Below are 23,969 nucleotides of genomic sequence, written 5' to 3'. Positions count from 1 at the left end.
GTCATTGCGCCTGCACCTCTTTCACCGCTTGTGTTTTGCTTTGTGCGGCGAGGCGAATGGGTGCGTTTCGCGCGCCATACCCGGCATAGCCCATGCGGCGCTCAACAATTTCAAAGAAGAAGCCGTTAAAGATGGGGCGGCTGTATATCTGAAAATACTCGGCACCCGCTGCCCGGTCGTAGAGAATGTTACCCCGGCGCATCTGGGCGACCAATTCGTCATCCAACCCGAATGTCGCTTGCAGATCAGCGTAGTAGTTTTCAGGGATGGACAGGCTGGGAAAGTCGCACTTGAGCAACTGAGTTGAGGTTTCAAAAATATCATCCGACTGGAAGGCGATGTGCTGAACACCGGCCCCAAAGCCATCTTCAAGGAATGACGCCGCCAGTGTTCGGCGCCCAACGGCCCCGTTCAGGTTCAGGCGCACTTCGCCCTCGGGGCTTTCGATGGCCTGGCTTTGCACAACACCCGACGGGTCGGCGACGTTCACGATAGGAGACTTTGCCATCTCAAAAGTCGAAATGTAGTAGAGCAGCCAGCTTTGCATCTCATCATGGCGCATCGTCTGCGCCAGATGATCGATACGGCGCAGACCGGCAGGCTGGATCGCTTTGGTTTTCGCAACCGGCTCGAACTCGATGTCCCAAACCCGATGCAGATCGGATTTCTCATCAATGAAATGAACGACGTTGCCACCAACGCCCCGAATGGCCGGGATATCCAGTTCCCCGGTCCCTACCGGTTGTGAGAAATTCGGCGCGCCCAACGCGGTCGCTCGCTGAACCGTCTGATCCGCATCTTTGACACGCAACCCCATGTCACAAACGGAGGGGCCGTGGCCCAGGAAAGCCGAATGGGCAAAACCTTCCTTTTCGGTATTCACAACGATGTTTATCGCGCCCTGCCGCCACAGCTCGACGGACTTGGTGACGTGTTTTCGCTCCATTCGAAAACACATTGCTGACAGCATATCTGCCAGTTGCGCGCCGCTTGTTTCGTCGGCTGTAAATTCGACGAACTCAAAGCCTGACGCATAGACGCGTTCCGGCAAGTCCGGGATGCCGAAATCGGTTCCCGGCTCGGCCCGTGATACCTCATCCAGGAGGTTCACCAGCGACCTGTAGCTGTCCCGGGCCAGTGTTCGGCCACCGGGTTGAGGAGCTGCTTCGTTGACGCGCGCAATGGACCAAGGCCCCTTGTACCCGGCGCGGGCAAGCACGCGCACAAAGCCCGCAAGGTTCAGCGACCCAAGCCCCGGCAGAAGCCCAAAGTGCCGTTTGAGCCGACGTATATCCATCTCAAGCCGGGGTGCATCGGACAGTTGCACATGGAACAGCCGCTCGCCAGGAATGTCCCGAAGGCGGGCTGGTTTGGACCCGTCGGCAAGCGAGAAGAAGGAATTCAAGGCCAGCCCCAAATGAGGGCTGTCAATGGCTTCAACGACGCGTAACGCCTGCTCATCCGAGTGGATGAGGTTGGACCACGGCAAGCCCATATACGCCAGACGCATCCCCATTTCTTTAGCGATTTGGGCCGCCTCGCCAAGATCTGCGATGACCTTTTCTTCGGTCGCGGCGACATCTACCTCGAAAGCGGACCCGATGAGCAGCAGGTCCGTGCCCAGATCATTCATCAGATCGAGTTTGCGCTTCAGCCGATCAAAGGCGCGCTCACGTCCGGCATCGGGCTGGCCTTCAAGGTTATGGAAAGGTTGCAGCAAGCAAATCTTCAGGCCGAGGTCCGATGCAATCTCGCGGACTTGTGACGGCGGTCCGTCAAAAGCGGTCAAATCCGGTTCGTGTAATTCAACACCCCCGAATCCCGCGTCAGCGATAGCACTCAGCTTTTCTGCCAGATCACCGGGGATCGACGTTGTCGAAACCGAGAGGCACATTATCCCTGATATCCAAACATACGCGGCAACCACAGGACCAAATCCGGCATCAGCATCATTATCACCAAGGCGAAGATGAGAACTGCGAGGAAGGCCCAAATCTCCGAGATGATTTCACGCAGCGGAATGTCCGTCACGGCGTTGATCACAAAGAGTAGAATGCCATAGGGCGGCGTGATCAGACCGATCATCGAGTTCACGACGACCAGCACTCCGAAATGCACCAGATCAATCCCAAGCGCTTCGCAGGTCGGGATGAACAGCGGCACGATTACCAGAATGATCGTTGTTGCGTCTAACACGCATCCCAGCGCGAGGATCAGCAGGTTTACGAGGATCAGGAACACAATCGGGCTGACATCCGAACCCTCCAGCAGCGCCGAGATCGACTGCGGGATCTGTTCCTGAATGACGATGAAGTTCAGAATGAACGCGCCCCCAATGACCACCCCGACCGCTGCGGAAGAGCGCGCGCTGTCGACGAACACTTGATATAGGCCACGGAAGGTCAGCGCGCGGTAGAATAACGCTGCCAATAGCAGAGCGTAGAATGCAGCCACGGCTGCAGCCTCGGTCGGAGTGGTAACGCCGCCATATATGCCGTACAGCAGGATGGCGGGCATCAGCAGTGCCGGGAACGCGTTGGCGGTTTTAGCCGGCAACTCGCGCAGTGGAACAGGTTCTTCCAATGCAAAGTTCCGCTTTCCGGCCAGATAGTAGTTCATCGCCATGAGGACGACGCCCATGATCAGGCCCGGAAGAATCCCGGCCAGGAACAGCGACCCGATAGAGGCCTTGGAAACGAGCGCGTACAAAACCATCGGGATCGAGGGCGGAATGATCGGGCCGATCGTCGCCGACGCCGCCGTGATTGCGGCTGCGTAACCTCGGCTGTAGCGGCCATCCTTGGTCATCATCTCAATGATGATCTTGCCGATCCCGGCAGCATCCGCGACAGCCGAGCCGGACATACCCGAGAAAATCAACGACGCCACCACGTTGACATGCCCGAGGCCGCCCTTGAAACGACCGACAGCAGCGACGCAGAAGTTCAGCAGACGGTCCGTGATCGACCCAGCATTCATGATATTCGCGGCGACGATGAACAACGGCACGGCAAGCAGGATCGTGCTTTTGTAGAAGCCTTGCAGGATCTTCTCACCCGCGAGGGCGACGTCCAATCCAGCCGTGCCCAGATACACTAACGAGGCCAAAAGGATGGAATAGCCGATAGGTGTCCCGATGCCTGCCAGAAGAAAGAGAGCGAGCAGGCAGGAAAGAAGTTCAAAACTCATTTCTTAACTTCCTCGTCCTCTTCGACGTCGACACGGGGATGGTCGTCAACAACGTTGTACCCAACGACCAGTTCCAGCTCGGTTTTAGGTGGGCCATTGCGCATGACGTCGAAGAATAGCCACGCGTAGCGCGCAGCCACGACCAGCATGAATACCGCATAGATCGAAAACACGGTGCGCAGTGGAATCTTCTCGCCCGAGAACGGATTGCGGACAGTCGATGTCTTGCGAATTTTCATCCAGTCGATGTAGTCCCACGTCGGCAGGAAACTGTAGAGCATACCGACCACGATCGCTGCGGCCGCCAGCATCGCAAAGACCTGCCGCACGCGCATCGGTACGGAAAGGTAGATGATGTCGAACTTCACGTGATCCCGTTCACGCACTATGAAAGCGCAACTGAAGAAGATCACCCAGACCCACAGAATGCCGATGAGTTCAAGCGTCCATCCGGCGGGGGTAAAGAAGTAGCGCAAGAGTATTTGCAATAGGAAGATCAGGAAGATTGCCGCCAGCATCCCGCCGGCAATCGCTTCGGTCAGTCGGGAGAACCCCTTGATAAAGGCTTTCATTATGGTTCTCCCTCCCTTGTCTTGCTGGGCTCAGTTGCCCAGAGCGTTTATCTGATCCAGAACGCCTTCGGGCCATGAGCCTGCGAACTCGCTATCCAGATACATAGACTGTACCTGATCGCGGAACGCAGCGAGATCGGGTTCGTAGATCTCCATGCCTTGCTCTTTCAGGAAGCTGACAAGATCTTCTTCTTTCTGAAGCTGCTTCTGGCGACCGGATTCAGCCGCTGCATCCGCAGCTTCCTGAACCTTGGCTTGCTGTTCCGGGGTCAGCCCGTCCCAAACCTCTTTGCCGATGGCGATATAGTTCAAGTCGACCAAGTGGGATGTCAGGATGATCTGATTGGTCACTTCGTAAAACTTGGCATCAACCACGGTCGGCAATGGGTTGTCCTGACCGTCAACGGCACCGGTCGACAGAGCTGTGTAGACCTCTGAGAACGCCATTGGTGTCGGGGCGGCACCCAGCGCTTTGCCAAGGAACTGCCACGCATCTGTGCCCGGCATCCGAAGGTTCACACCCTCCAGATCAGCCGGAGTGCTGACGGTCAGTTCATCCTTGGGTTGGCGCAGGTTCACCTGACGACGGCCCAGATACATGACCGACAGCAGTTTGACGCCCAGTTCTTCTTCGGCCTTTTGCTTGAAGGCATCCATTAGGGGATCGTTGAAGACAGCCACCTGATGCGCGGCGTCCTGGTGGACATAGCCTGCGGTAAAGATCGAAAACTCGGGGAAGAACTGTGCCAGTTCCTGCGCCGAGGTGATCGACATTTCCAGGTTACCCCGGCTGATGGCATCCAGCTCAGTACCCTGAGCGAAGATGGTTCCGTTATAGCTGGGCTCATAACTTGCGAAATCAGCGACCATGGGTGCGAAAACCTCGGCCATGGCGACCGAGCGCTGATCGGTCTCCGATCCTGATGTTGCGAGGCGAAGTTGCACTTTGTCTTCCGCCAGCACACCACTTGTTGCGCTAAACAGAACACCGGTTGCGACCAGGGCTGATACAGCAGCCCGGCGGGTAAGTTTGGTAATCACTTTGCTCCTCCCTGAGACATCATGATGCATTTTTCCGATTCTGAGTTTTGACCTATTTTGGACATTTTGCAAGATTTTTTACAAAATATCTGATATTTTATACTGCGGTCATGTTTACCTTTGGTGTCTTTTGTAAGTTTTTGATCCTGATCGTTTCACCTGTTCTGCAGGAATTCTGAATAGCTTCAATAACTTGAAGCGTTCTGAAACCTTCCCACCCAGACACAATCGGCTCTGCTTCGTGCCGAGCTACTTCAACAAAGTGCCTAAGCTGATTGACCAAGGGGTCGGATGCCCCCTTCTTCAGCGCGGTTGATGAGATTGGCGTCCACCAGTCTCTTTGCTCGCTCTGGTAACTCCACAATCGAAGATCGGGAACGGACAGCGAACCATGAGAGCCACCTATCATGTAGCTACTCTCGGTGGTTGAAGGATAGATTGGATATTCCTGAGACGTCATCTCCCAGCTCCATGGGGCAACGATGCTGTCGGACACACTTATGGTCCCTATCGCCCCGCTTTCAAACGTCAACAGAGCACCGGCAACATCTTCGTTGTCGTAACCCCGCTGCGATGCAGCCGATTGAGCCTGCACGGTCACGACTTCTCCGGCCAAATACCGCAGAAGATCGACGTCGTGGACCAGATTGACCGAGATCGGCCCTGCACCGGGTTTCTTTCTCCAGGGCGCAGCCTCAAAATACTCGTCTGGCTTATAGAACCAGCAATTCGCATGGACAGCGCGCACATCTCCAATCTTTCCATCGACAATGGCTTCCTTAGCCGACCGGATTAGGGGATTGTGTCGACGATGATGCCCGACCATCAGTGGCACATTGGCCTTCTCCGCTGCTTGAACAAGCTCAAGTGCAGCGGTGGCTTCTACGGCGATCGGCTTTTCGACAAGAACGGGACAACCATGTCGAACACACATGAGGCCTTGTTCAACATGAAGCGTAGTTGGGGTCGCAAGAACAGCTCCGTCCGGCGTCTGATTTGCAAACATGTCCTCGAGGGTCTCGTAACATGCGACCCCGTGCTCAACGGCGTAAGCACGACCTTCATCGCTGGGGTCGACCACCGCGACGAGATCAACATGGCGCAACGCTCGGATGGCGTCTGCGTGGCGGCGTCCAACAAGACCAATGCCGACAATGGCAATGCGAAAATTCTTAGACACTTTGCTTCCTTCCGGAGGGTCTGGAAAATCCCGAAACCGATGATTGCGGTCGGGCTGCTTTGCCCAACTTGGCCACGACCGTATTGGGGTTTTCGCGATTCCGCAATAATGTATGATATTTTTATTTTTACCATACATCAGTTTGGATTGCTGATGTCTCTGAAAAATGCTAATTGAACGAGGAAACTAATAATATCGGGTGAAACGCATGGCGAAACAGCCGTCTACGATAGGTGCAAGCACCTATCAGCGCATCAAGCGGGACATCATCTTCGGGGAGCTGCAGCCCGGCTCCAAACTGAAGCTGGACGCCTTGAAGGAACGCTACTCGGCAAGCCTTTCGACACTTCGTGAAACGCTGAACAGGCTCGCCAGCGATGGATTTGTCGAAGCTCCCGAGCAACGGGGTTTCCTGGTCACGCCCGTTTCACGAGAAGACCTGACCGAGATTTCAGAGCTGCGCGTTCTGTTGGAATGCCACGCGTTGGAATTGTCCATTGCGAATGGCGACACGGACTGGGAAGGCAACCTCGTTGCCGCACACCACAAGCTGCACCTGATGGAACAGCAGCTTCTCAAGGGCGACGAGTCCGAGAAAGAAACCTGGAAACGATATGATTGGGAGTTTCACCAGGCGATGATCGCGGCCTGCAACTCCAAGAACCTTCTGTCTCTGCACTCGATCATCTACGACAAGTACCTGCGGTATCAGATGCTCGTGCTGACCTATCGCGGCGAAGAGGCCGTCAAGGAGCACAAGGGCATGTTCGATGCCGCACTGGCCAGAGACGCCGACACGGCCAAGAAACTGTTGGAAGATCACATCCGAAACGGCCTCACCCACACGTTGGAGGCTATGTAAGGCGGCATGCTGATTGCGTGCTTCGACGTCTTCAGGTCGATTTGGCAGGGAATATCTCAAAATTCTACATTTAAACCGAGACGTTTGGGAGCGGCCCAAAGCGGCCATTCGCGTTGCTGGTTGCAGCGTGCAGCCCTCCTACCCAGGCTTCCATTGGTCACTGACGCGAACGGTCAGACTGCCATCCAAATCAACTCAAGCGGGCTGACATGCTACGAGTCGACCTGTCTGGAGATCACAAGGGGCAGCGTTCGCGCGATCGGACATAAAAGAGCGCGGATTCCAAAAGGTATCGATGTCAGCAGCGGAACCGTCACCCCAGACGAGTTCAAGCGGATGCGCCAATCAGCAATGCTGGCGGGCGGACCCGGTTCTGGCAATCGTTAAACGAAGGAGAGGTCGCGATATGTTCAACGATGACGTCCAGGCACGATGCCCGGAATGCGGCTCGCCGGATACGGTGATTACGGGCGAGAAAGCTGCCTGCAATGCATGTGGGTACGAGGAGCCTTACCTGCTAGATGAAGAGATGCGCGACGGAGCGCATGAGGTTGTGGCCCACGCGCAGAAAATGGCACGGGCAAGAGACGTTCTGCAGCGCTGGGATTTTGCTGGGTAAATGGGCGGCTAAGGGGTCTGAAATCCAGAAAAGTGAAAACGCGCTGTGCGGGCCTATCAGGGACGAAACGACGGCCGCACCTGTCACGATAGGAAAATCCGCCCCCCTTTGAATGGGCTTAGAAGGGGTTAATCTGCTGCAACTTGCCCGGCAGGGCTCACGCGCTTCATTCTGCGCGGGGTGCGCTGTAATCCTCGTCTGAGACATGCTCCATCCAATCCGCAGTCTTGCCCTCGACAGAGGTCTGCACAGCCAGATGGGTCATCGCACAGTCCGGCGACGCGCCGTGCCAATGCCGCTCTCCTGGCGCGAACCACACTGTATCGCCAGGGCGCAACACCTGTACTGGCTTCCCCTCAGAACCAGCCAAGCCTAAGCCTGACAAAACATGCAACGTTTGACCGGCAGGGTGCGTGTGCCACGCTGTCCGTGCGCCGGGCTCAAAGGTCACCGTAAGGATCTTGACCGGCGAGGGATCACTCCCCGTCACAACGGGATCAAAACGGACCGTGCCGGTGAAATACTCATTGCCGGGAAATTGAGAGGGCCGGTCCCCGGCGCGGTGAATCTCCATGACGTGCTCCTTCGTTGCGCTGCTTATTGGGACTTAGCAGAATTCCAATTTCAAACCCAGAAGCGCGCCGGGTCGACGTGGCCGTCTGAGCACCATTGTCGAATGCCCAGAATGCGACTGGAACCGGACATCGGTTTAGACAGGATTTACGTCCGAGTTGCGGACTTTGCTGCCTTTTGCATTGATTTTCCAGATGTCCGCTTGCCAAATAGTATTTATCGCGCTAATTCCCGGCCACGCGCTGCACCGACGCAGAGCGATGGAGATTTTATGTCTACGATTGCGGCCCGCCGCTAAGGTCCACCCGATTGGACCATCTTGAACCAAAAGACGTCCGCGCGAGATGCCGGATGCCTTTTCGGCTGACATAAGACCAAGAGACAATCCATTGAATATCTCAAAACACGAACAGCGTGTTTTGCACGTTCTGGCACAAGGTGGAGCCATCCACTTTGAGCGCATGACGAACGGCAAAGTGCGCGCAGTTTCCTGCTTTACACGCGACGGCCATGTTTTGGCTGATTGCTCGTTGAAGCTATTCAACCGCCTGAAGAAACGGCGGTTCATCAAATCTGAAAACGGACGACCCTATCGCGCCACAAGGCTGGGCATTCGCTCTGTGAACCCTCAGTACGACAACCGATAAGGACATACAAAAAAATGACAAACCCAATCATCAAAGCAACTTCGACCGATGACATTGCGGGGCTTCGGGCCGTGCTGGATGGGACCGAGCTTTTTCCAAGCGAGATGCTTGCGGATATGCTGACCCCTTACTTGGCGGGAGAAACAGAAGCCTTTTGGCTGACTTGCCACATCAACGGAGAAGCTGTGGGCCTGTGCTACACGGTACCAGAAGACCTAGCCGATGGCACATGGAACATGCTCGCCCTCGCGGTGCGCCCAGATTTGCAAGGCAAACGGCTGGGGGCGGCGTTGGTACGCGCAGCCGAGCAGCGCCTAATAGACAAGGGCCAACGCATCTTGATCGTAGATACGTCTGGTACAGATGACTTCGCATTGACGCGCAAGTTTTACGCTCAGAATGGCTATGAAGAAGAAGCACGTATCCGCGACTTCTGGGCTGAAGGTGATGACAAAGTGATCTTCCGAAAAGCCCTCTAGACAGCACAGACCTCCGCCATCCTTGTGGCGGGGGGCGCTCCATTGCCTACGTTCGCTACGATGCAACAACTTGGTAGGTTTGGGCTCAGAACGGTCGTTCGCGGCAGTTTGCCTGAACGTCCGCGCCACCCCGGCCAGTCCTTCAGAACATGGAATGACAACAGGTATTTGGGTCAGTGATACCCAAATAATGAACCGGCGATTTCAACGTCATTGCGGGTGAATGGTGTTGAGGCTCCAAACGCGCCAAAGGCGGGTATCGCGCGCCTCTCGTCTAAGCCAAACTTTAAAAAACTCTGTAAACTGTATATAATCTGCCGAATTACACTGATCTATGGTCTCGTTCACGGGGCGTGTCATGGGGGGCGAAAAACCAAAAACTGCCCAACGGAATGGCGGCGAGTGGCATGCCTCCATGTCGGTCGCCTTGGCGCTTGGGCTGGGTTTTTTTGTTCTGACCTCGGTCGCAGGTGTCTTGGGCGTAGGACTGGTCGTCGGCTACCGAAATACCTCGGAACTACTGACGCAAAAAGGGCAACTCATAATTGGCGCACAACGCCAACAGGTTGAGCGCTATCTGACTGCAGCTTCAGACCAGATCGATTTCATCGCCAGCAGGATTTCATCCGGAGAAGTGGAGCCGGACGGGTCTGAAGAATTTGTTAGCCTGCTGCTTGGCGCCGTTTCAGCGACCCCCCAGATCCTACGGATACAGTTTATCGACAGAGAGCAAATCCTGACGGGCGTTGAGCGTGACGAAGACGAGACGCTTCCCATTTTCATGAAACTCGGCGACGACGTCGACCTGCGCCAGCTCATCGACGAGACAATTGAAACTGGAAAAGCCCATTGGGGTAATATTCTTTGGCGCGAAGAATACGGCCAGTCTGTGCTGACATACCAAAGGCCGGTCATTCAGAAAGGTCGGATAACCGGCGTTCTTTCAGCTTGGATTTCGGTGGTAAAACTGTCTGAATTCCTAGCTGATCAGGAAATGGAGTTCGGCGCAAACGTCTTCATGTTGCACGGAAGAAATGCAGTTCTGGCCCACCCGCTCATGGCGTTTGGTTACGCTGGCTTGAACCGCGCGGCACCGCTTCCGCAGCAAGACCGTTTCTCTGACCCTATTGTTTCGGCAATGTGGCTGCCCAATGACCAATTCAGCGTCGCAAAGTACTTTCTAACCGGTGAAAACACCCGCTTCGTTGCATATGCCGACTGGGAATATGTTGTATTCTTTGAGGAGTTGTCTGCCTATGGCGTTCAGCCGCTCACGGTTGCTACTTACTTTGAAGCCCACGACATTATTGCAGAAGCGGCTCGACTGAGGTGGGCGATAATATTCTGCCTAATCATGGCGGTCGTTTCGGCTGGGGTGGCGGCCTTGATCGGTCAGAAGATCGCCAAACCGGTGCGGCGCCTGTCCGAAAGTGCGAAACGCGTTCACGATCTGAATATCTCGAACATCGCTGAAATCGAAGGCTCCTTTTTCAGGGAACTGGACGAGGCGGCGCGTTCATACAATTTCATGCTGGAAGGTCTGAGGTGGTTTGAACTCTACGTCCCGAAACGATTGGTCCGCCAATTGATGCGCCGCAATGCAGGAAAACGGATCGACTCGTCCCACAGAGATGTCGTCATAATGTTTACAGATATCGTCGAGTTCACGACACTGTCGGAACACCTTACCGCCCCGCAAACGGCGTTGTTTCTCAACGACCATTTTGCGGGGCTGGCTGATTGCATCCAAAAAAGCGGCGGCACAATCGACAAATTCATCGGCGACTCGGTTATGGCCATATGGGGGGCTCTGGAACATCAGGACGATGCCGCTGACCTCGCGTGTAACGCCGCAATCGAGATCGGAAAGTGGATTTCGGAGTATAACCGACATGAGCGAGTAGAAGCGGGCCTGGCCTATTCAGTCAGGCTGCGTATCGGCATCCACATAGGCCGAGTGGTCGTTGGAAATATCGGCAGCGAAGGGCGGCTCAGCTATACCGTGGTCGGAGACGCAGTGAATGTCGCGCAACGGCTGGAAGAAGCTGGCAGAGTTTTGGGCAACACTCAGGGTGAGGTGAATATCCTTGTCTCCAGCTCTGTTCGCAGCGCGTTGGTCCAGCCAATAGAATTTGAGCGTATCGGCGCACACAAACTTCGCGGCAGAGAGGAGTTGGTCGAAATCTATTCGCTAACAACAAACTAGCCACGAAGCCTGTTTCAACAGCTCACCAATCTGATGACGAGACCATAGACAATAAATGAACAAATACTGAGGCAGATGCGGGCTGGTTCAAAATCTATGTCGGCACCGATTCATTGACAGATGCGAATAAGTATCCTCCACTATTCCCACCCACGACCTGAACTTTTCAAAGTTGCGAAGGGAAATTTTCAATGACCAGATTCAGCGTATTTTCATTGGTTGGCGCAGCTACTCTTGCACTTACCGCTTGCGATGATGCCAGCAGCACAAGTGGCTCTGCCGAAACAACGCCTGCGCAACAAGCCTGTTTGCGCGATGTGGCCGCTGCCACGAACAATACACAGGTTGTCGTCCTTGCCTCTGCCTTCAGCGAGGCCGGAACACAAGTGCAAGTCGGCGTGGGCCCGGATCAGGCGCCTTGGAACTGCATAGCTTACAGCGATGGCACAACGGCGGGCATAGAATCTCTCAGCGATGAGGGGACGCTTTAGGCGCTGAATAGCTGCCACCATTTCTCGAGCCCCGTCGTCGGGTCCCAAGTTCATGCCCATAGAGCGACCCTATCAATCGAAAGGACAACGTGATGCTTAAGAGATACTTTTTGGCGCTTGCCATTCTACCCATGCCCGCACTTTCAGACATATCCGACGAGGCGAACGCTTGTATTGATGAATTGGTCTCACGATTTGGGAACATTGGCGGCGAAGTCCTGGGGCAAGAATTCAGCGAAGCCGCGACTATGGTCCGACTTCGCGACGGGAATGGGGTCGAGTACGAATGTATCGTTTGGTCCGGTCCCGAAGTCGCTGAATTGCGGGCCGTCGGGGAAAACGCGGACGCGGCTGATGACGGAGGCGGCGCAATGGACGGCGCTTCTGCGCCGATAGTTTCGGGGGATCACGTCGTAAAGTTCGATGCCGGAACAAGCGGCACAGCCATGAGCGCAACCCTCCAGCCCGGCACGTCGGTGCGATACATCCTAGGTGCAAGTGACGGCCAGTTTCTGAATGTCGATGTCGGATCACGGGGCGGAGCATTGGACTACAAAATAGTCAATCCAGACGGCTCTTTTCTGTTGGACTTGATCGCTTCGGACACTCCGTACCGAGGTCAGCTTTGGCAGTCTGGCGACCACGTTGTCGAGGTTGTCAACGCGGGTGCCCAACCGGTGACGTTTGACATCGGCATCGGCATTGACTGATCCGTGGAAAGTCGCAGTAACCCGGTTTGAAGATAGAGGACCTACCTCTTTCGCTTTACGGAAATGATGCAGCCTGAATGTTTCGGATGTCGCGCAGGAACATCCCGTGCCATCGCATCTACGTTGCCGAGGTGTCGTAGCGCCCCACTGCTCAGCAACACTCCCCGACCGGCGTCATACCGTCGCTGGCCAAAGCCGCTTGCGACGCAATCCCAATGCTCTCCGGTCTCGGCCTTCCGAAAGCGCGGTAGATCATGCGAGTCGTGACGCCCCGTTGTCGTAGCAATATGATCAAACTTCTTTGAGGCCGTCTGGTGGGTCTGGTGATGGGTCACCTGGGTTTTGCCGGGTTGTGCCACCGCTCCCTTAGTCGGTCGGGGCTTTGGACGCGTGATTGTCACGACACCATGAGGTTTGGGGTGACCGGGAACAGCGACATGTGTGGCAATTGGACGAGCAGCCAAAGGCGGCACCTGGCCGGGCACTGCAATCGGAACCTGGTTTGGTGTCGCAGTCGGTACCTGGTTCGGCGTTGCGGTCGGCACTTGTGGTGGTATCACAATGGGTTGCGGGACTTGCCCCTGGACAGCAACAGGAGCCTGGTTCGGCGTCGCGGTCTGCACCTGAGACGGAACGGCGACCTGCGGTTGAACTTGAGGGGGCACCGCAATGGGAACCTGGTTCGGTGTAGGTGTGGGAACCAAAGGCGGAATTGCGTTTGGAGCAACGATCGGGGATGGAACCTGTCCGGGAACGGCGATCGGTGTTGCTACGGGAACTTGTCCCGGTATGGGGTTGGGAATGGCGTCAGGAGCCAGAACAGGAACTACAACCGAAGACGGCGTTTGCTGTGTCCCTTTGGGTGGTAACTGGTTTGCAGTTGGTTGGGTCGGACCCGAAACTTGGTTGCTGGGCCTTTGACCTCCGGCTTGTCCGCATCCTTGGCTGGATTGATGCGGGTTTCCGACCCCTCGACACCAACCGTAGTGGTTTCCTCTTGCAAGTGTTGGCACTGCCGCTGTTTCAACAACCAGGAAAGCCGCGAAAAAGATCAATGTGGTGTTCAGTTTCATAACGTCCTCACCAACTTGTTGTTAAGGCCAGATACCCGCCCGGATCGCCAGAATCTGTCAAAGGTCCGTCCCGCAAAGGAACGCCAACATATCCGGAAAGGAAGAAATTCCGTTTGAAGTCTACATCCAAACCGATGCCGGCAGAAGCCAGTGTCGCGTCCTTGACCTCGAAACTGGCAGGGTCGTTGTTCGAGACATACCCCACATCGAAAAATGCAAAAGGCGTCAGACGATCAACGCTTTGCGAGTTGGGGAAATAGGAATGCGACACCTCAAAAAGGGCAGATATCCCGGAATCCCCTTCGACCTCATCGAACCGATACCCACGAAGGGCATATCGATCCCCAAGAAAAAACTCTTCAACCGATGGCAAGCGATCTGGCGTGTATTGACCCCAGATTTCCGTGCGCCATGCAGTATTGGGCGACACTCCCGTCAGTGGGCTTTCGTACCCGACCCCTCCACGAAGATGCCAGAACGAAGGGTCACCGTCGTCAAAATTTGCGTCGGCTGTTTCGTTTTCGTTGTTCCCAAATGACAGGGTTGCCCCTGCTTCAAGCGCACGACCGTCGGTGTAATTCTTGCCGAAAAGGTAGGTCAGCCCAAATACGCTTGCGTCGCTAGACAGCGGCTCGCCGCCACTGACTGAATCCGCCTTGGACAATCGATAATCCAGCAGGACATAGCCGTATCTTGCGACATCACGGATCACGGGGTAACCCAACGCGACAGTCAGGTTTTCGCCGTCGATATCGGTGCGCGCAAAGTCACCGGAAAGGTCCCGGCGAGCATTTATGTTCCCGTAGTATATCTCGCCATATAAACCTTCACTATTCAGCGGTGTTCGGTACGTCAAAGCCCCCCAGAGCGAACGCTCGTCTTCTACATCCCAGTTATAGGCACCCGATCCTTCAAACCTCAGCAGGTCGCCTACGGCCAGCGTGGAATAGAACTCCTGCACGACATAAAAGCTCAACGCTTCGCCAAGTTCACGAGGAGGGTTATCAAGTGTTGCGCTGCCTGCCTGCTTGCGAAGTGGGTCTCCCAAGACACGAAGCCTTCCACCGGGACCATTCGGAAAATCAATCTCGGTCGATACTTCAAGGTCGGGGATATCTTCGGCGAGCATTACTGCGCGCTCAAAGCGCTTCAGCGTCAAAGGTGCTTCGGTCGTCAGCGGGGCAAAAATCCTCTCGAGTGTTTTGAAAGTCCTGCCGTCTACGCCCTCGATGTTGATGGTCTCAATATTTCCTTCATCAACTATGATGTTTCGCCCGTCGGGTGCGGGCCATGCCTCGGCAAGGAAATAACCATCTTCGCGATATATCTGGGTTATGATTTCGGCAACGTCCCCCGCCGTGATACGCCCAGAACGATCATACGCCAGTTGCCCTGCAAAAGTTAAAAGCTCGTCACCGTCATATACTGTGACACCTTGAACCGAATGTCGGGCCTCAATATCCCAAATCTGGGCGCGCAGAGAGCTTGGTTTAATTGCACCGGCACACAGAACAAGGGCTACAAATAACAATTTAACTATGCGCATTTCCGTAAACCTCTTTCGGGTTCTGAAAACTAGAGTTTTGAATAGCATGGCGTGATCAATGCGGACGCGTGAAATAAAAAAAATAAGGAAATCTGTGGCAAACACGGTCCACACTTAAAGGGTAAAACCGCTGGTCTGGAACGGTGCCACCACCCAAGCCCTGAACCTGGGGAAACCGCGTCTCGGAACAAGATCACACCTAGATTTTTAGGATCCTGCGAAATCAAAACTGGGCCGCCCCGCGAACTACAGCGCCACCCGGAAGGGGCAACGACCGCATCGGTCTAGTCAAGGAACCTGAAACAAACGCGCGTTCATGTCCCAGCGCCAAAGACACTTGGAGGGCAATTTTCTAAAGATAGGGCAGCCTACGTACTCAATGATCAAGACGCTCGGCTTGGGTATGCCTCAATGGTAGCGGTTCACCTGCCGCTGCATCTGGGAACAGCGACGCAATAACCGGACCAAAGGTTGCACGATTGCAGAAGGATACGAGGGGTCAACGTGTGTTGCGATTGAAGTCGAATGGGACATGGCGGCCTCCTAACATTGACGCCACGTTAACCTAGGTCAATGGAAAGGTCTGTGAACCAGAGCACACAAGGCGGCAATCTTTGAGCAATCTTAGACTTGGCAGTGCCAAGACTGCTCATCTGGATCACATCAAGAAGGACACATAGCTGTCTACGGACGCTTTCTGGAGGCAATACAACAACAAAATCGCGAAGACCGAAATCGGAGCCGCGACCTCCATTGCCACCTTGAAAGGTACTAGGGAGCCGTTTCCGAGGCGGATCGAAACAGCGATCTTCCGGGCGAGCGGGAACAGCTCCCTTGTGCTTGATTTAAACATATTGAACTCGTTACTGAACATGTCGAAAAAATTACCACCGGCCATTTGAACTGAATATTAACGGCGCTGTTTTGCGGCTTTTTTCTAAAAATGTCGGGAAAAATGAGGGACAGTAACGGGAATAACCGCCTCACTGTTCACTCATCCAGAACGTTTAGCGAGAAAATCAGAACTCAATCGGCGCAAATTTTGCCTAGCGGCACGCAAAAGCTGACCAAGACCCAAGGCTCTGTGGCCTTCGGGCCATTCAACATGCCCGCAAAGCCCGACCGAAATAAGCCAAGCGCGATTTGGCCCTGAACGTGGACGACCGTCGATCGAGCGTGAACAGACGGCCCAACCGAGGTAAGTCTCTCTAGTGAAACACAGTTGCACCGGCATCGTTGGACACCGTGGTTCCTTTTTCGCCGCGAACGGCTGCCGGGACATCGGCAAGGGCACAAATGATCGCGCGGCCACCGGTTGTTCTGGCAAAGTCTTGCGCCGCTTGCACTTTCGGGCCCATCGACCCGGCGGGAAACTCATATTCGTCCAAAGCGTCCGGGGTGATAGACCGTATTCCCCTTTGATCGGCTGTTCCCCAATCGAGGAAAACCGCATCGGCATCGGTCGCGATCACAAAGAAATCCGCACCGAGGTTCTGGGCCAACAGGCACGAGGCAAAATCCTTGTCGATAACGGCTTCAACGCCCACCAGTTTCCGGTCGGCCCCTTTTTCATACATCGTGGGAATCCCACCGCCGCCAGCCGCAATGACAGTTGCGCCTCTTTCAAGGATCCAACGTATGGGCTCGACCTGGAAAATGCGTTTGGGTCGGGGTGACGGGACGACACGGCGCCAATAATCCCCGTCCGGCTTTACGGTCCAGCTTTTCTCGGCCGCTTCCTTTTTCGCCTCTGCTTCTGAATAGACCTGACCGATGAATTTGGTTGGGTCGCGAAAGGCGGGATCGTCCGGGTCGACCTCGATCATCGTCAGCAAGGTGGCGATGTGGTGTTCAAAGGGCAGGATGTTTCCAAGCTCCTGCTCGATCATGTAGCCAATCATGCCCATCGTCTCGCCGACCAAGACGTCCAATGGGTATTCCTCGACATCGGTGTACATGATTTCCTGCAAGGCCAGCATTCCGACCTGAGGACCATTGCCGTGGGTGATCACGGTCTCATGCGCTTCGCACAGCGGGGCAAGGGCATTTGCGGCAATCTTTGCGTTCCTGCGCTGATTGTCCGCCGTCATCGCCTCACCCCGTTTGAGAAGCGCGTTGCCGCCCAGTGCTACAACAACGCGTCCCATTGCTCAGGCTCCCAGTGTGGCGACGAGGATCGCCTTGATGGTGTGCATCCGGTTTTCGGCTTGTTCAAACGCGATGTTCATATCGCTCTCGAACACGTCTTCGGTGACCTCCATTTCGGAAATGCCGAACTGTTCGTGGATGTCTTTGCCGACCTTGGTTTCCAGATTGTGGAATGCGGGCAGGCAATGCATGAACTTTACGTTTGGATTGCCGGACTTTTTCATCAGGTCCATGTTCACCTGATACGGAGACAACAACTTGATCCGCTCGGCCCATACTTCCTTAGGCTCTCCCATCGACACCCAAACGTCGGTGTGAATGAAATCGACCCCTTCCACAGCCGAGGTATCATCGGTGATGGTGACACGCGCGCCCGACTTTTCGGCCCGCGCCATGGCCAACTCGCGCACATCGTCATGGGGCTGCGTTTCCTTGGGTGAAATCATACGCACGTCGCACCCCATCAATGCACCCAGCATCAGCAGCGAATTCCCCATGTTCGATCGACAGTCTCCGGAATAGGCATAGACAATGTCCTTGCGCGGTTTGTCTGCGTGCTCGATCATCGTCAGCATGTCCGCCAGCATTTGCGTGGGGTGCCAATCGTCCGTCAGGCCGTTATAGACCGGGACGCCGGAATACTCTGACAGTTCCTCAACCATGTCCTGACCGGCACCGCGGAACTCGATCCCATCAAACATACGCCCTAGAACTCGGGCTGTATCCTTCATGGATTCCTTGTGGCCAATCTGCGACCCCGACGGATCAAGATACGTGATGTTGGCCCCTTGATCATAGGCGGCGACCTCAAAGGCGCACCGTGTGCGGGTCGAGGTTTTCTCGAAAATCAGACAAATGTTCTTGCCGGTCAGCGACGGTTGTTCGGCCCGAGCGTATTTTGCTCGCTTCAGGTCACGGGCCAGGTCCAGCAGGTAAAGCATTTCGCGCTGGCTGAAATCTGCGATCTTGAGGTAGCTTCGACCCTTTAGATTAAATGCCATTGTGTCTCTCCCTTAAAAATGAGTTTGCGCAATCCGGTGCGCCCTTTGCGAGTTTAATAAGCTGGGTCGCGGTCAATCGGGCATGTCATGCAGTGACCACCGCCCCGACCCCGGCCAAGCTCTTGTCCGGATATCTCGATGACTTCGACGCCTGCTGCGCGCATCTTTCCATTTGTGAATGTGTTGCGCGCATAGCCGACGACAACACCGGGCGAGAGGGCAACGACGTTGTTCCCATCGTCCCATTGCTCACGCTCGGCCTGGAATTCGTTTCCTCCGGTCGAAATGACCTCAAGCGAGTTCAAACCCAATGCTTCTTTGTAGACATCAAACAGGTGACCTTTTTCGACATGGATGTCCAAGTCCCCTCGGTCGCCGGGGCGGATCGAAATGCAGGTGATCTGGTCCGCAACTTCTGAGAACGCCGTCACCTTGTCGTAGTCGAGGCAGGTAAAGACCGTATCCAGATGCATGGCCGCACGACTTTTCGGCATTGCGCAGGCGACAACACGTTCAGCACCGCCTTTTCTGAACAACGCCTCGGAAACCTGCGCGACCGCCTGCCGCGTCGTGCGTTCCCCCATTCCGATGAAAACAGTACCCTTGCCAACCGGCTGCACGTCGCCGCCTTCGACCGACGCTAGACCAAAGTCATCGTCGCTGTCGCCCCACCAGAACTCGAACTCGGCATCCTTAAACATCTGGTGATACCGATAGACGGTTCGCATGATCAGAGTTTCGGGCTTGCGGGCAGGCCAGAACATCGGGTTCGTGGTGACGCCGTTGAAAATCCAACAGGATGGGTCCCGTTGAAACTGCGCATTCGGAATAGCAGGCAGGATGAAATCACCCAGCGAAACAAGATCACCGAACTGCTCATCAATCATGCCTTTGGGCAGGTCGGCAAAGATTATTCCACCCAGCATGTGACGAGCCAGCGTTTTGGCGTCCATTTCGTCCAACCAGGCTCGCATCTCGACCGAGAACCCAAGACCAACCATGTTGGGCGTAATCAGGCGGTCCAGCATGAAGGCGCGCGCCGCCGGGTCCGCGTCAATCGCTTGGGCCAATAGATCCTGAATGTCATACACCTCGACCCCGCGTTCGCGCATGAGCGAACAGAACTCGGCGTGGTCTTTTCGCGCCTGTTCCACCCAGATCACATCATCGAACAGAAGCTCTTCGCAGTTTCGGGGTGTCAGGCGGTCATGCGCAAGGGATGGGCGCGACACGATCACCTTATTGAGCTTTCCGATCTCGGAATGGACACCAAGCTTCATGGCAACTCTCCTTTCGAGGCAGCGGTTTTCTGATTAACTTCAATGTCTTTGGCCTGGCTCCAGCGCACCCAGACGTGAATTGGCACTCCGGCCAGCAGCAAGACCGAACCGATAAGAACGGTCTCGGCACCGGACCCGATGAAAGCCCAAACGGAATAGACAAAGCCCAAAGCGCCCAGGACAACAACTTTGGCAAGTTCGGGGCCGTGCAGTACCTCGCCGCCCTTGAGCCGGATCATGATCTCGGCGACCGAACAGATCGCATAGGGAAGCAGACTGGCGACGACGGCCAGCAAAATGACGAAATTGAATGCCGCAACCAAACCTTGGGCGAAATTCAGAATGATCAGAACAGAGGCAAGCACATTGGACAGGATCAGCGCATTTGCTGGCGTGCCGAATTTGGATTTCTGTCCCAGTGCAGCGGGAAAAACACGATCCAGAGCCGCCCCATAAGGAACCTGTCCGCTGAGCAGCGTAAAGCCGTTAAGGGTGCCAAAAGTAGAAATGACAGCTCCGCACGCCACAAGAATACCGCCGTACGTGCCGAACATGACCTCTCCGACTGCGGCCAGCGGAGCGGCGGACACCGCCAGAGTTTCCGGCGGAATAACCCCCATCGAAACGGCCGTTACCGAGATATAGACGCAGGCTGCGATAATGACCCCGATCACCGTGGCGCGCGGGATTGTCTTTTCGGGCTCAACTACATCGCCGGAGGGCACCGTCGCGGATTCCAGCCCGAGATAGGCCCAAAGCGTCAACGCAGCCGCCGCCGAAATCGCCGAAATCGCAGTCGTACCGCTGTGATTTACGGGGATGTAGTTCTCATGTTCGATCCAGAATATGCCGAGTGTACCGATCAGGATAAGCGGGGCCAGCTTGAGGACAGTGGTGACAATCTGGACCACTCCAGCCCCTTCAACGCCGCGTATATTGATCAGCGTCAACGACCAGATCGCGACCAAGGCCGTAGCCAGCCCATACATGGGAACATCAACAATCACCGGGAACAGAAAGCCCAGATACCCCACAAGCGCGACGGCTACCGCAGCGTTCCCGGTCCACAGGGCGATCCAATATCCCCACGCAATGATGAACCCCGCGAAATCTCCGAACGCTTCTTGGGAATAGGCGTAAGGACCACCCGGCTTGGATACGACCCGAGACAGCCTTCCAAAGATGATCGCCAATACTAGTGCGCCCGCAGATGTGAGTATCCATCCACCGATTGCAATCGGTCCAAACGGGGCGAGGGATGCAGGAAGTAGGAAAACGCCGGAGCCGATCATGTTCCCCACGACCAGCGCGATACAGGCCGTCAACCCAAGAGCCCCCGTAGTCGTTTTTGTCGAGGAAATATCGGTCATCCTGGCGGCTCAGTCGGACGTGGGTTCTGTTGTCTCGGCCGCCGGTGTGTCTATACCCGGGTCCACCATCGCCCCAACCGTAAGCGCCGCACAAATGATGACCGCCAGCACGACAAGCAACGGAAAGACAAAGCGCAACCATCGATCATAGGACACCCGTCCGATCGCCAGACCGCCCATGACAACGGCAAAAGTTGGGTTGAACAGGTTCACCCACCCGTTTGCCGATTGATACGCTGTTACGACCAGGTCCCGCCCCACTCCGGCAAAGTCGGCCAAGGGTGCCATGATCGGCATTGAAAGCGTCGCCAATCCTGACGAGGACGGAACAAGGAAGGACATCAGGATTTGAATGCCGAACATGGCATTGATAAATGCAAACTCGCTTAGACCGGACACGAAACCTTCGGCGCTAGCGAGGATCGTATCTGTGATCTTACCGGCATCCATGATGACGACGACGCCGCGTGCAACGCCGATAATCAGTGCGACACCAAGCAGATCCCGGGCACCATCAACGAAGGTTTCGACAAAGGTCGCTTCGTCCATCCGCGACCCTTCGTCGAGCTTTCCGACCCACCAGACGATGATCGACATGACAAGGAACAGGCCCGACATCTCGGCCATCCACCAGCCCAGCGCGACCACGCCGTAAATCATGACCGCAAATGTCAGCCCGAACAGGCTGAGGATGATCGAACGGGTCCGGGTCATTTCGGGGAATGCGTCATCGCTTTCAGAACCCTTCAGGAAATGCGCCCTGTTTTCTTCGGTCTGATCCGCGACCACGGACACGGAAGGGTCTGCCTTGACCCGCTTGGCATACCTCATGACAAAGACAATCCCCGCGGCAAGGCACAGCCCGAGTATAACAAACCTGAGCACGATCCCATTGGTGAATGGAATTCCCGCGCCCTGTGATGCAACCACTGTCGCAAACGCGTTGAACGTCGAACCGAGCGTCCCGATGCCCGCCCCCAGCATGATCACAGCTACACCGGTCAACGAGTCATATCCGGCGCGAATGAACACCGGTATGATCAGCGCATAGAACGCCAGCGACTCTTCCGCCATTCCATAGCTGGTTCCTCCAAACGCAAAGGCCGTCATCAGGATCGGGATCATCAGGATTTCCCGCCCCTCCAACCGGTGCAGCAGCCACCCAATACCCGCGTCGATCGCTCCGGTTCTGGTCACAACCATCAGGAAACCACCGATGATCAAAACAAAGAACGCGACATCAATTGCGGCGCTGGACGAACTTCCCAGCAGGCCCGGATCATACATGCCTGCGATCGGAGCCAATATGACTGCGGTCAAACCCTGTGGGTTCGCTTCGACCTCGTGATAGGTGCCGGGAACCGGGGCTTCGCTGCCCAGAGCTTCATTCATCTGTCGCTCGTATTCTCCCGCCGGGATAACCCAGGTCAGGGCCGCGACAACGGCGATCAAAATGAAAAGGATCGTAAAGGCGGTCGGAAACTTGAACTTGGACATGAATAACTCGCGCTAGATTGGACTGGGCGGGTAGTTCTTCAATTAATTGAACGTCGTAGTCTCAAAACAATAGATAGAAGCCCCTCCGGCCGCGAGTCAAGAAAAGTCGAGAAGTGAAAGCCCGATCAATGTGGTCAACTGATCGGGCATCCAGCGATACATTGCGCGTCACACAAACCGGTTTACGTAGTTTTCCAATTGTTCCTGACGCCCGGAACGCGGTTGCGGGTTAATACCTTGCGACAGGACGCGCGCTGAAATTTCATCGAGCCCAGCGCCCAGCATGGCCTGCGCTTCTGGCGCATCCCATCCGGAATACCGTTCAGACAGCGCCTTATCCAAACCACCATCTTCGATCATCGCTGCGGCTGCTTTCAATCCTCTAGCGCAGATGTCCATGCCGCCGATATGGGCCGCAATCAGGTCTTCGGCGTCTATCGACTGGCGACGGATTTTGGCGTCAAAGTTTGTACCGCCCGTCACGAAACCACCGGACATTAGAATGTAGTAGTAGGCCAACGCGACTTCGGGGGTGTTGTTCGGGAACTGGTCCGTATCCCAGCCTGACTGATAATCGTTCCGGTTCATATCAATCGAACCCAGCATCCCCTCGGCCGTGGCAACGGCTATTTCATGTTCAAAACTGTGGCCCGCAAGAATAGCGTGGCCTTGTTCCAGGTTCAGCTTCACCTCGTTCTCCAGCCCGTATTTCCGCAGGAAACCAATGCAGGTCGCCGCGTCGTAGTCGTACTGGTGCTTTGAAGGCTCCTGCGGCTTGGGCTCGACCAGAATGGTGCCCTTGAACCCGATCTTGTGCTTGTACTCGACAACCATATTCAGGAACCGCCCCATATGATCGAGTTCCCGCTTCATGTCGGTATTCAAAAGGGTTTCATACCCTTCCCTTCCTCCCCAGAGCACATAGTTCTCGCCCCCAAGCTTATGCGTCGCATCCATACAGGACTTCACAGTCGCCGCCGCAAACGCAAAGACATCCGGGTCCGGGTTCGTACTGGCCCCCGCCATCCAGCGGCGGTGGCTGAACATGTTTGCCGTCCCCCACAAAAGCTTGGTTCCGACGGATGTCATTTTGTTACCGATGTAATCCGTGATTTCCTCAAGCGTTCTGAGGTTATCAGCGAAGTTACCCTGTTCGGGACGGATATCCGCGTCGTGCCAGCAGAAATAGGGTTGTCCGAGGATTTCAAACATCTCGAACGCGATATCCGCTTTCATGCGCGCCCGGCCCATCTCGTCCTGAGGGTGCCAGGGCCGTTCCAGCGTCGGACCTCCGAATGGGTCTCCTCCCTCCCATGCGAATGAGTGCCACCAGGCCACGGCAAAACGCAGGTGGTCCTCCATACGTTTACCCATGACGATCTCATCAGGGTTGTAGTGCCGAAAGCAGAGCGGATTGCTGCTGTTCGCACCTTCATACCGGATCTTTTCGATCCCCTTGAAAAAGCCGCTAGTCATGCCTGCCCC

Annotated in this window: 21 protein-coding genes; 8 read left to right on the top strand and 13 right to left on the bottom strand. The window is 55.4% G+C overall.

From position 1 onward, the window contains the following. Position 1: 1 nt before the first annotated feature. The 5 genes from ACR0B7_RS19350 to ACR0B7_RS19330 form a co-directional block, all read right to left on the bottom strand. Positions 2–1,894: a TIM barrel protein gene (locus ACR0B7_RS19350; protein WP_170571252.1), complete on the bottom strand. Its 1,893-nt coding sequence runs from the start codon at positions 1,892–1,894 to the stop codon at positions 2–4. Next, a complete protein-coding gene (locus tag ACR0B7_RS19345) occupies positions 1,894–3,189 on the bottom strand; it encodes a TRAP transporter large permease (protein ID WP_170328647.1) in 1,296 nt (431 codons plus the stop codon). Before ACR0B7_RS19345 ends, ACR0B7_RS19350 begins: the two co-directional genes overlap by 1 nt. Continuing rightward, positions 3,186–3,761 carry a TRAP transporter small permease gene (locus ACR0B7_RS19340; RefSeq protein WP_170460347.1) on the bottom strand — a complete coding sequence of 192 codons (576 nt, stop codon included), beginning with the start codon at positions 3,759–3,761 and terminating at the stop codon, positions 3,186–3,188. Before ACR0B7_RS19340 ends, ACR0B7_RS19345 begins: the two co-directional genes overlap by 4 nt. Before the next feature lie 30 nt (positions 3,762–3,791). Continuing rightward, positions 3,792–4,802, bottom strand: coding sequence for a TRAP transporter substrate-binding protein DctP (gene dctP, locus ACR0B7_RS19335; protein ID WP_170486271.1), 1,011 nt, complete (start codon positions 4,800–4,802; stop codon positions 3,792–3,794). Positions 4,803–4,899: 97 nt separating this feature from the next. After that, positions 4,900–6,120 (bottom strand): Gfo/Idh/MocA family protein, encoded by a 1,221-nt coding sequence (locus ACR0B7_RS19330; RefSeq protein WP_480682232.1) that lies wholly within the window; start codon positions 6,118–6,120, stop codon positions 4,900–4,902. Between the two features lie 70 nt (positions 6,121–6,190). On the opposite strand from ACR0B7_RS19330, the gene ACR0B7_RS19325 reads away from it, so the two are divergent. Both ACR0B7_RS19325 and ACR0B7_RS19320 read left to right on the top strand, forming a co-directional pair. Next, the gene (locus ACR0B7_RS19325) at positions 6,191–6,844 is read left to right on the top strand and encodes a GntR family transcriptional regulator (RefSeq protein ID WP_170328650.1); all 654 of its coding nucleotides are present in this window, start codon (positions 6,191–6,193) and stop codon (positions 6,842–6,844) included. A gap of 406 nt (positions 6,845–7,250) precedes the next feature. Next, a complete protein-coding gene (locus ACR0B7_RS19320) occupies positions 7,251–7,463 on the top strand; it encodes a eukaryotic translation initiation factor eIF-2-beta/eIF-5 family protein (protein WP_170486273.1) in 213 nt (70 codons plus the stop codon). Between the two features lie 166 nt (positions 7,464–7,629). Here ACR0B7_RS19320 and ACR0B7_RS19315 read toward each other — a convergent pair whose 3' ends face one another. After that, positions 7,630–8,037, bottom strand: coding sequence for a (R)-mandelonitrile lyase (locus tag ACR0B7_RS19315; protein WP_170486274.1), 408 nt, complete (start codon positions 8,035–8,037; stop codon positions 7,630–7,632). Positions 8,038–8,425: 388 nt separating this feature from the next. Here ACR0B7_RS19315 and ACR0B7_RS19310 point away from each other — a divergent pair, with 388 nt between their 5' ends. The 6 genes from ACR0B7_RS19310 to ACR0B7_RS19285 all read left to right on the top strand — a co-directional run bounded on the left by ACR0B7_RS19310 (position 8,426) and on the right by ACR0B7_RS19285 (position 13,490). Beyond that, positions 8,426–8,683 (top strand): YjhX family toxin, encoded by a 258-nt coding sequence (locus ACR0B7_RS19310; protein WP_170383244.1) that lies wholly within the window; start codon positions 8,426–8,428, stop codon positions 8,681–8,683. Between the two features lie 14 nt (positions 8,684–8,697). Continuing rightward, the gene (locus ACR0B7_RS19305) at positions 8,698–9,162 is read left to right on the top strand and encodes a GNAT family N-acetyltransferase (RefSeq protein ID WP_480682229.1); all 465 of its coding nucleotides are present in this window, start codon (positions 8,698–8,700) and stop codon (positions 9,160–9,162) included. A 415-nt stretch (positions 9,163–9,577) separates the two neighbouring features. Next, positions 9,578–11,368 carry an adenylate/guanylate cyclase domain-containing protein gene (locus ACR0B7_RS19300; RefSeq protein WP_170576990.1) on the top strand — a complete coding sequence of 597 codons (1,791 nt, stop codon included), beginning with the start codon at positions 9,578–9,580 and terminating at the stop codon, positions 11,366–11,368. 191 nt (positions 11,369–11,559) lie between these two features. Then, positions 11,560–11,859, top strand: coding sequence for a hypothetical protein (locus tag ACR0B7_RS19295; protein WP_170486276.1), 300 nt, complete (start codon positions 11,560–11,562; stop codon positions 11,857–11,859). A gap of 92 nt (positions 11,860–11,951) precedes the next feature. Then, positions 11,952–12,569 carry a hypothetical protein gene (locus ACR0B7_RS19290; protein WP_170486277.1) on the top strand — a complete coding sequence of 206 codons (618 nt, stop codon included), beginning with the start codon at positions 11,952–11,954 and terminating at the stop codon, positions 12,567–12,569. A 669-nt stretch (positions 12,570–13,238) separates the two neighbouring features. Beyond that, entirely contained in the window at positions 13,239–13,490 is a 252-nt protein-coding gene (locus ACR0B7_RS19285) for a hypothetical protein (protein WP_170486278.1), read from the top strand. 159 nt (positions 13,491–13,649) lie between these two features. On the opposite strand, the gene ACR0B7_RS19280 is transcribed toward ACR0B7_RS19285, so the two are convergent. The 7 genes from ACR0B7_RS19280 to xylA all read right to left on the bottom strand — a co-directional run bounded on the left by ACR0B7_RS19280 (position 13,650) and on the right by xylA (position 23,960). Continuing rightward, a complete protein-coding gene (locus tag ACR0B7_RS19280; protein WP_170576989.1) occupies positions 13,650–15,188 on the bottom strand; it encodes a ShlB/FhaC/HecB family hemolysin secretion/activation protein in 1,539 nt (512 codons plus the stop codon). A 1,208-nt stretch (positions 15,189–16,396) separates the two neighbouring features. After that, entirely contained in the window at positions 16,397–17,335 is a 939-nt protein-coding gene (gene arcC, locus ACR0B7_RS19275) for a carbamate kinase (protein WP_170486280.1), read from the bottom strand. 3 nt (positions 17,336–17,338) lie between these two features. Then, positions 17,339–18,337 (bottom strand): ornithine carbamoyltransferase, encoded by a 999-nt coding sequence (locus ACR0B7_RS19270; protein ID WP_170385803.1) that lies wholly within the window; start codon positions 18,335–18,337, stop codon positions 17,339–17,341. 53 nt (positions 18,338–18,390) lie between these two features. Continuing rightward, positions 18,391–19,617, bottom strand: a complete 1,227-nt coding sequence (locus ACR0B7_RS19265) for an arginine deiminase (protein WP_170486281.1) — start codon at positions 19,615–19,617, stop codon at positions 18,391–18,393. After that, on the bottom strand, positions 19,614–20,987 hold the full coding sequence (locus tag ACR0B7_RS19260) for an amino acid permease (protein WP_170486282.1): 1,374 nt from the start codon (positions 20,985–20,987) through the stop codon (positions 19,614–19,616). The genes ACR0B7_RS19265 and ACR0B7_RS19260 overlap by 4 nt, the downstream gene beginning before the upstream one ends. Positions 20,988–20,996: 9 nt before the next feature. Next, positions 20,997–22,484 (bottom strand): YfcC family protein, encoded by a 1,488-nt coding sequence (locus ACR0B7_RS19255; RefSeq protein ID WP_170486283.1) that lies wholly within the window; start codon positions 22,482–22,484, stop codon positions 20,997–20,999. Positions 22,485–22,652: 168 nt separating this feature from the next. Next, complete coding sequence (gene xylA / locus ACR0B7_RS19250) at positions 22,653–23,960, bottom strand: xylose isomerase (protein ID WP_170486284.1); 1,308 nt, start codon at positions 23,958–23,960, stop codon at positions 22,653–22,655. Positions 23,961–23,969: the final 9 nt, after the last annotated feature.

The sequence above is a fragment of the Ruegeria sp. BB6 genome (genome assembly GCF_056539385.1).
Note: the sequence above shows the minus strand (reverse complement) of the source record. Positions and strands in the feature narration are given on the sequence as shown.

Excerpts from the sequence above, each read along its gene's own strand:
- ACR0B7_RS19350 (WP_170571252.1), bottom strand. The coding sequence starts at position 1,894 with ATGTGCCTCTCGGTTTCGACAACGTCGATCCCCGGTGATCTGGCAGAA.
- ACR0B7_RS19345 (WP_170328647.1), bottom strand. The coding sequence starts at position 3,189 with ATGAGTTTTGAACTTCTTTCCTGCCTGCTCGCTCTCTTTCTTCTGGCA.
- ACR0B7_RS19340 (WP_170460347.1), bottom strand. The coding sequence starts at position 3,761 with ATGAAAGCCTTTATCAAGGGGTTCTCCCGACTGACCGAAGCGATTGCC.
- ACR0B7_RS19330 (WP_480682232.1), bottom strand. The coding sequence starts at position 6,120 with ATGTATGGTAAAAATAAAAATATCATACATTATTGCGGAATCGCGAAA.
- ACR0B7_RS19325 (WP_170328650.1), top strand. The coding sequence starts at position 6,191 with ATGGCGAAACAGCCGTCTACGATAGGTGCAAGCACCTATCAGCGCATC.
- ACR0B7_RS19320 (WP_170486273.1), top strand. The coding sequence starts at position 7,251 with ATGTTCAACGATGACGTCCAGGCACGATGCCCGGAATGCGGCTCGCCG.
- ACR0B7_RS19315 (WP_170486274.1), bottom strand. The coding sequence starts at position 8,037 with ATGGAGATTCACCGCGCCGGGGACCGGCCCTCTCAATTTCCCGGCAAT.
- ACR0B7_RS19305 (WP_480682229.1), top strand. The coding sequence starts at position 8,698 with ATGACAAACCCAATCATCAAAGCAACTTCGACCGATGACATTGCGGGG.
- ACR0B7_RS19300 (WP_170576990.1), top strand. The coding sequence starts at position 9,578 with ATGTCGGTCGCCTTGGCGCTTGGGCTGGGTTTTTTTGTTCTGACCTCG.
- ACR0B7_RS19295 (WP_170486276.1), top strand. The coding sequence starts at position 11,560 with ATGACCAGATTCAGCGTATTTTCATTGGTTGGCGCAGCTACTCTTGCA.
- ACR0B7_RS19290 (WP_170486277.1), top strand. The coding sequence starts at position 11,952 with ATGCTTAAGAGATACTTTTTGGCGCTTGCCATTCTACCCATGCCCGCA.
- ACR0B7_RS19285 (WP_170486278.1), top strand. The coding sequence starts at position 13,239 with ATGGGAACCTGGTTCGGTGTAGGTGTGGGAACCAAAGGCGGAATTGCG.
- ACR0B7_RS19280 (WP_170576989.1), bottom strand. The coding sequence starts at position 15,188 with ATGCGCATAGTTAAATTGTTATTTGTAGCCCTTGTTCTGTGTGCCGGT.
- arcC (WP_170486280.1), bottom strand. The coding sequence starts at position 17,335 with ATGGGACGCGTTGTTGTAGCACTGGGCGGCAACGCGCTTCTCAAACGG.
- ACR0B7_RS19270 (WP_170385803.1), bottom strand. The coding sequence starts at position 18,337 with ATGGCATTTAATCTAAAGGGTCGAAGCTACCTCAAGATCGCAGATTTC.
- ACR0B7_RS19265 (WP_170486281.1), bottom strand. The coding sequence starts at position 19,617 with ATGAAGCTTGGTGTCCATTCCGAGATCGGAAAGCTCAATAAGGTGATC.
- ACR0B7_RS19260 (WP_170486282.1), bottom strand. The coding sequence starts at position 20,987 with ATGACCGATATTTCCTCGACAAAAACGACTACGGGGGCTCTTGGGTTG.
- ACR0B7_RS19255 (WP_170486283.1), bottom strand. The coding sequence starts at position 22,484 with ATGTCCAAGTTCAAGTTTCCGACCGCCTTTACGATCCTTTTCATTTTG.
- xylA (WP_170486284.1), bottom strand. The coding sequence starts at position 23,960 with ATGACTAGCGGCTTTTTCAAGGGGATCGAAAAGATCCGGTATGAAGGT.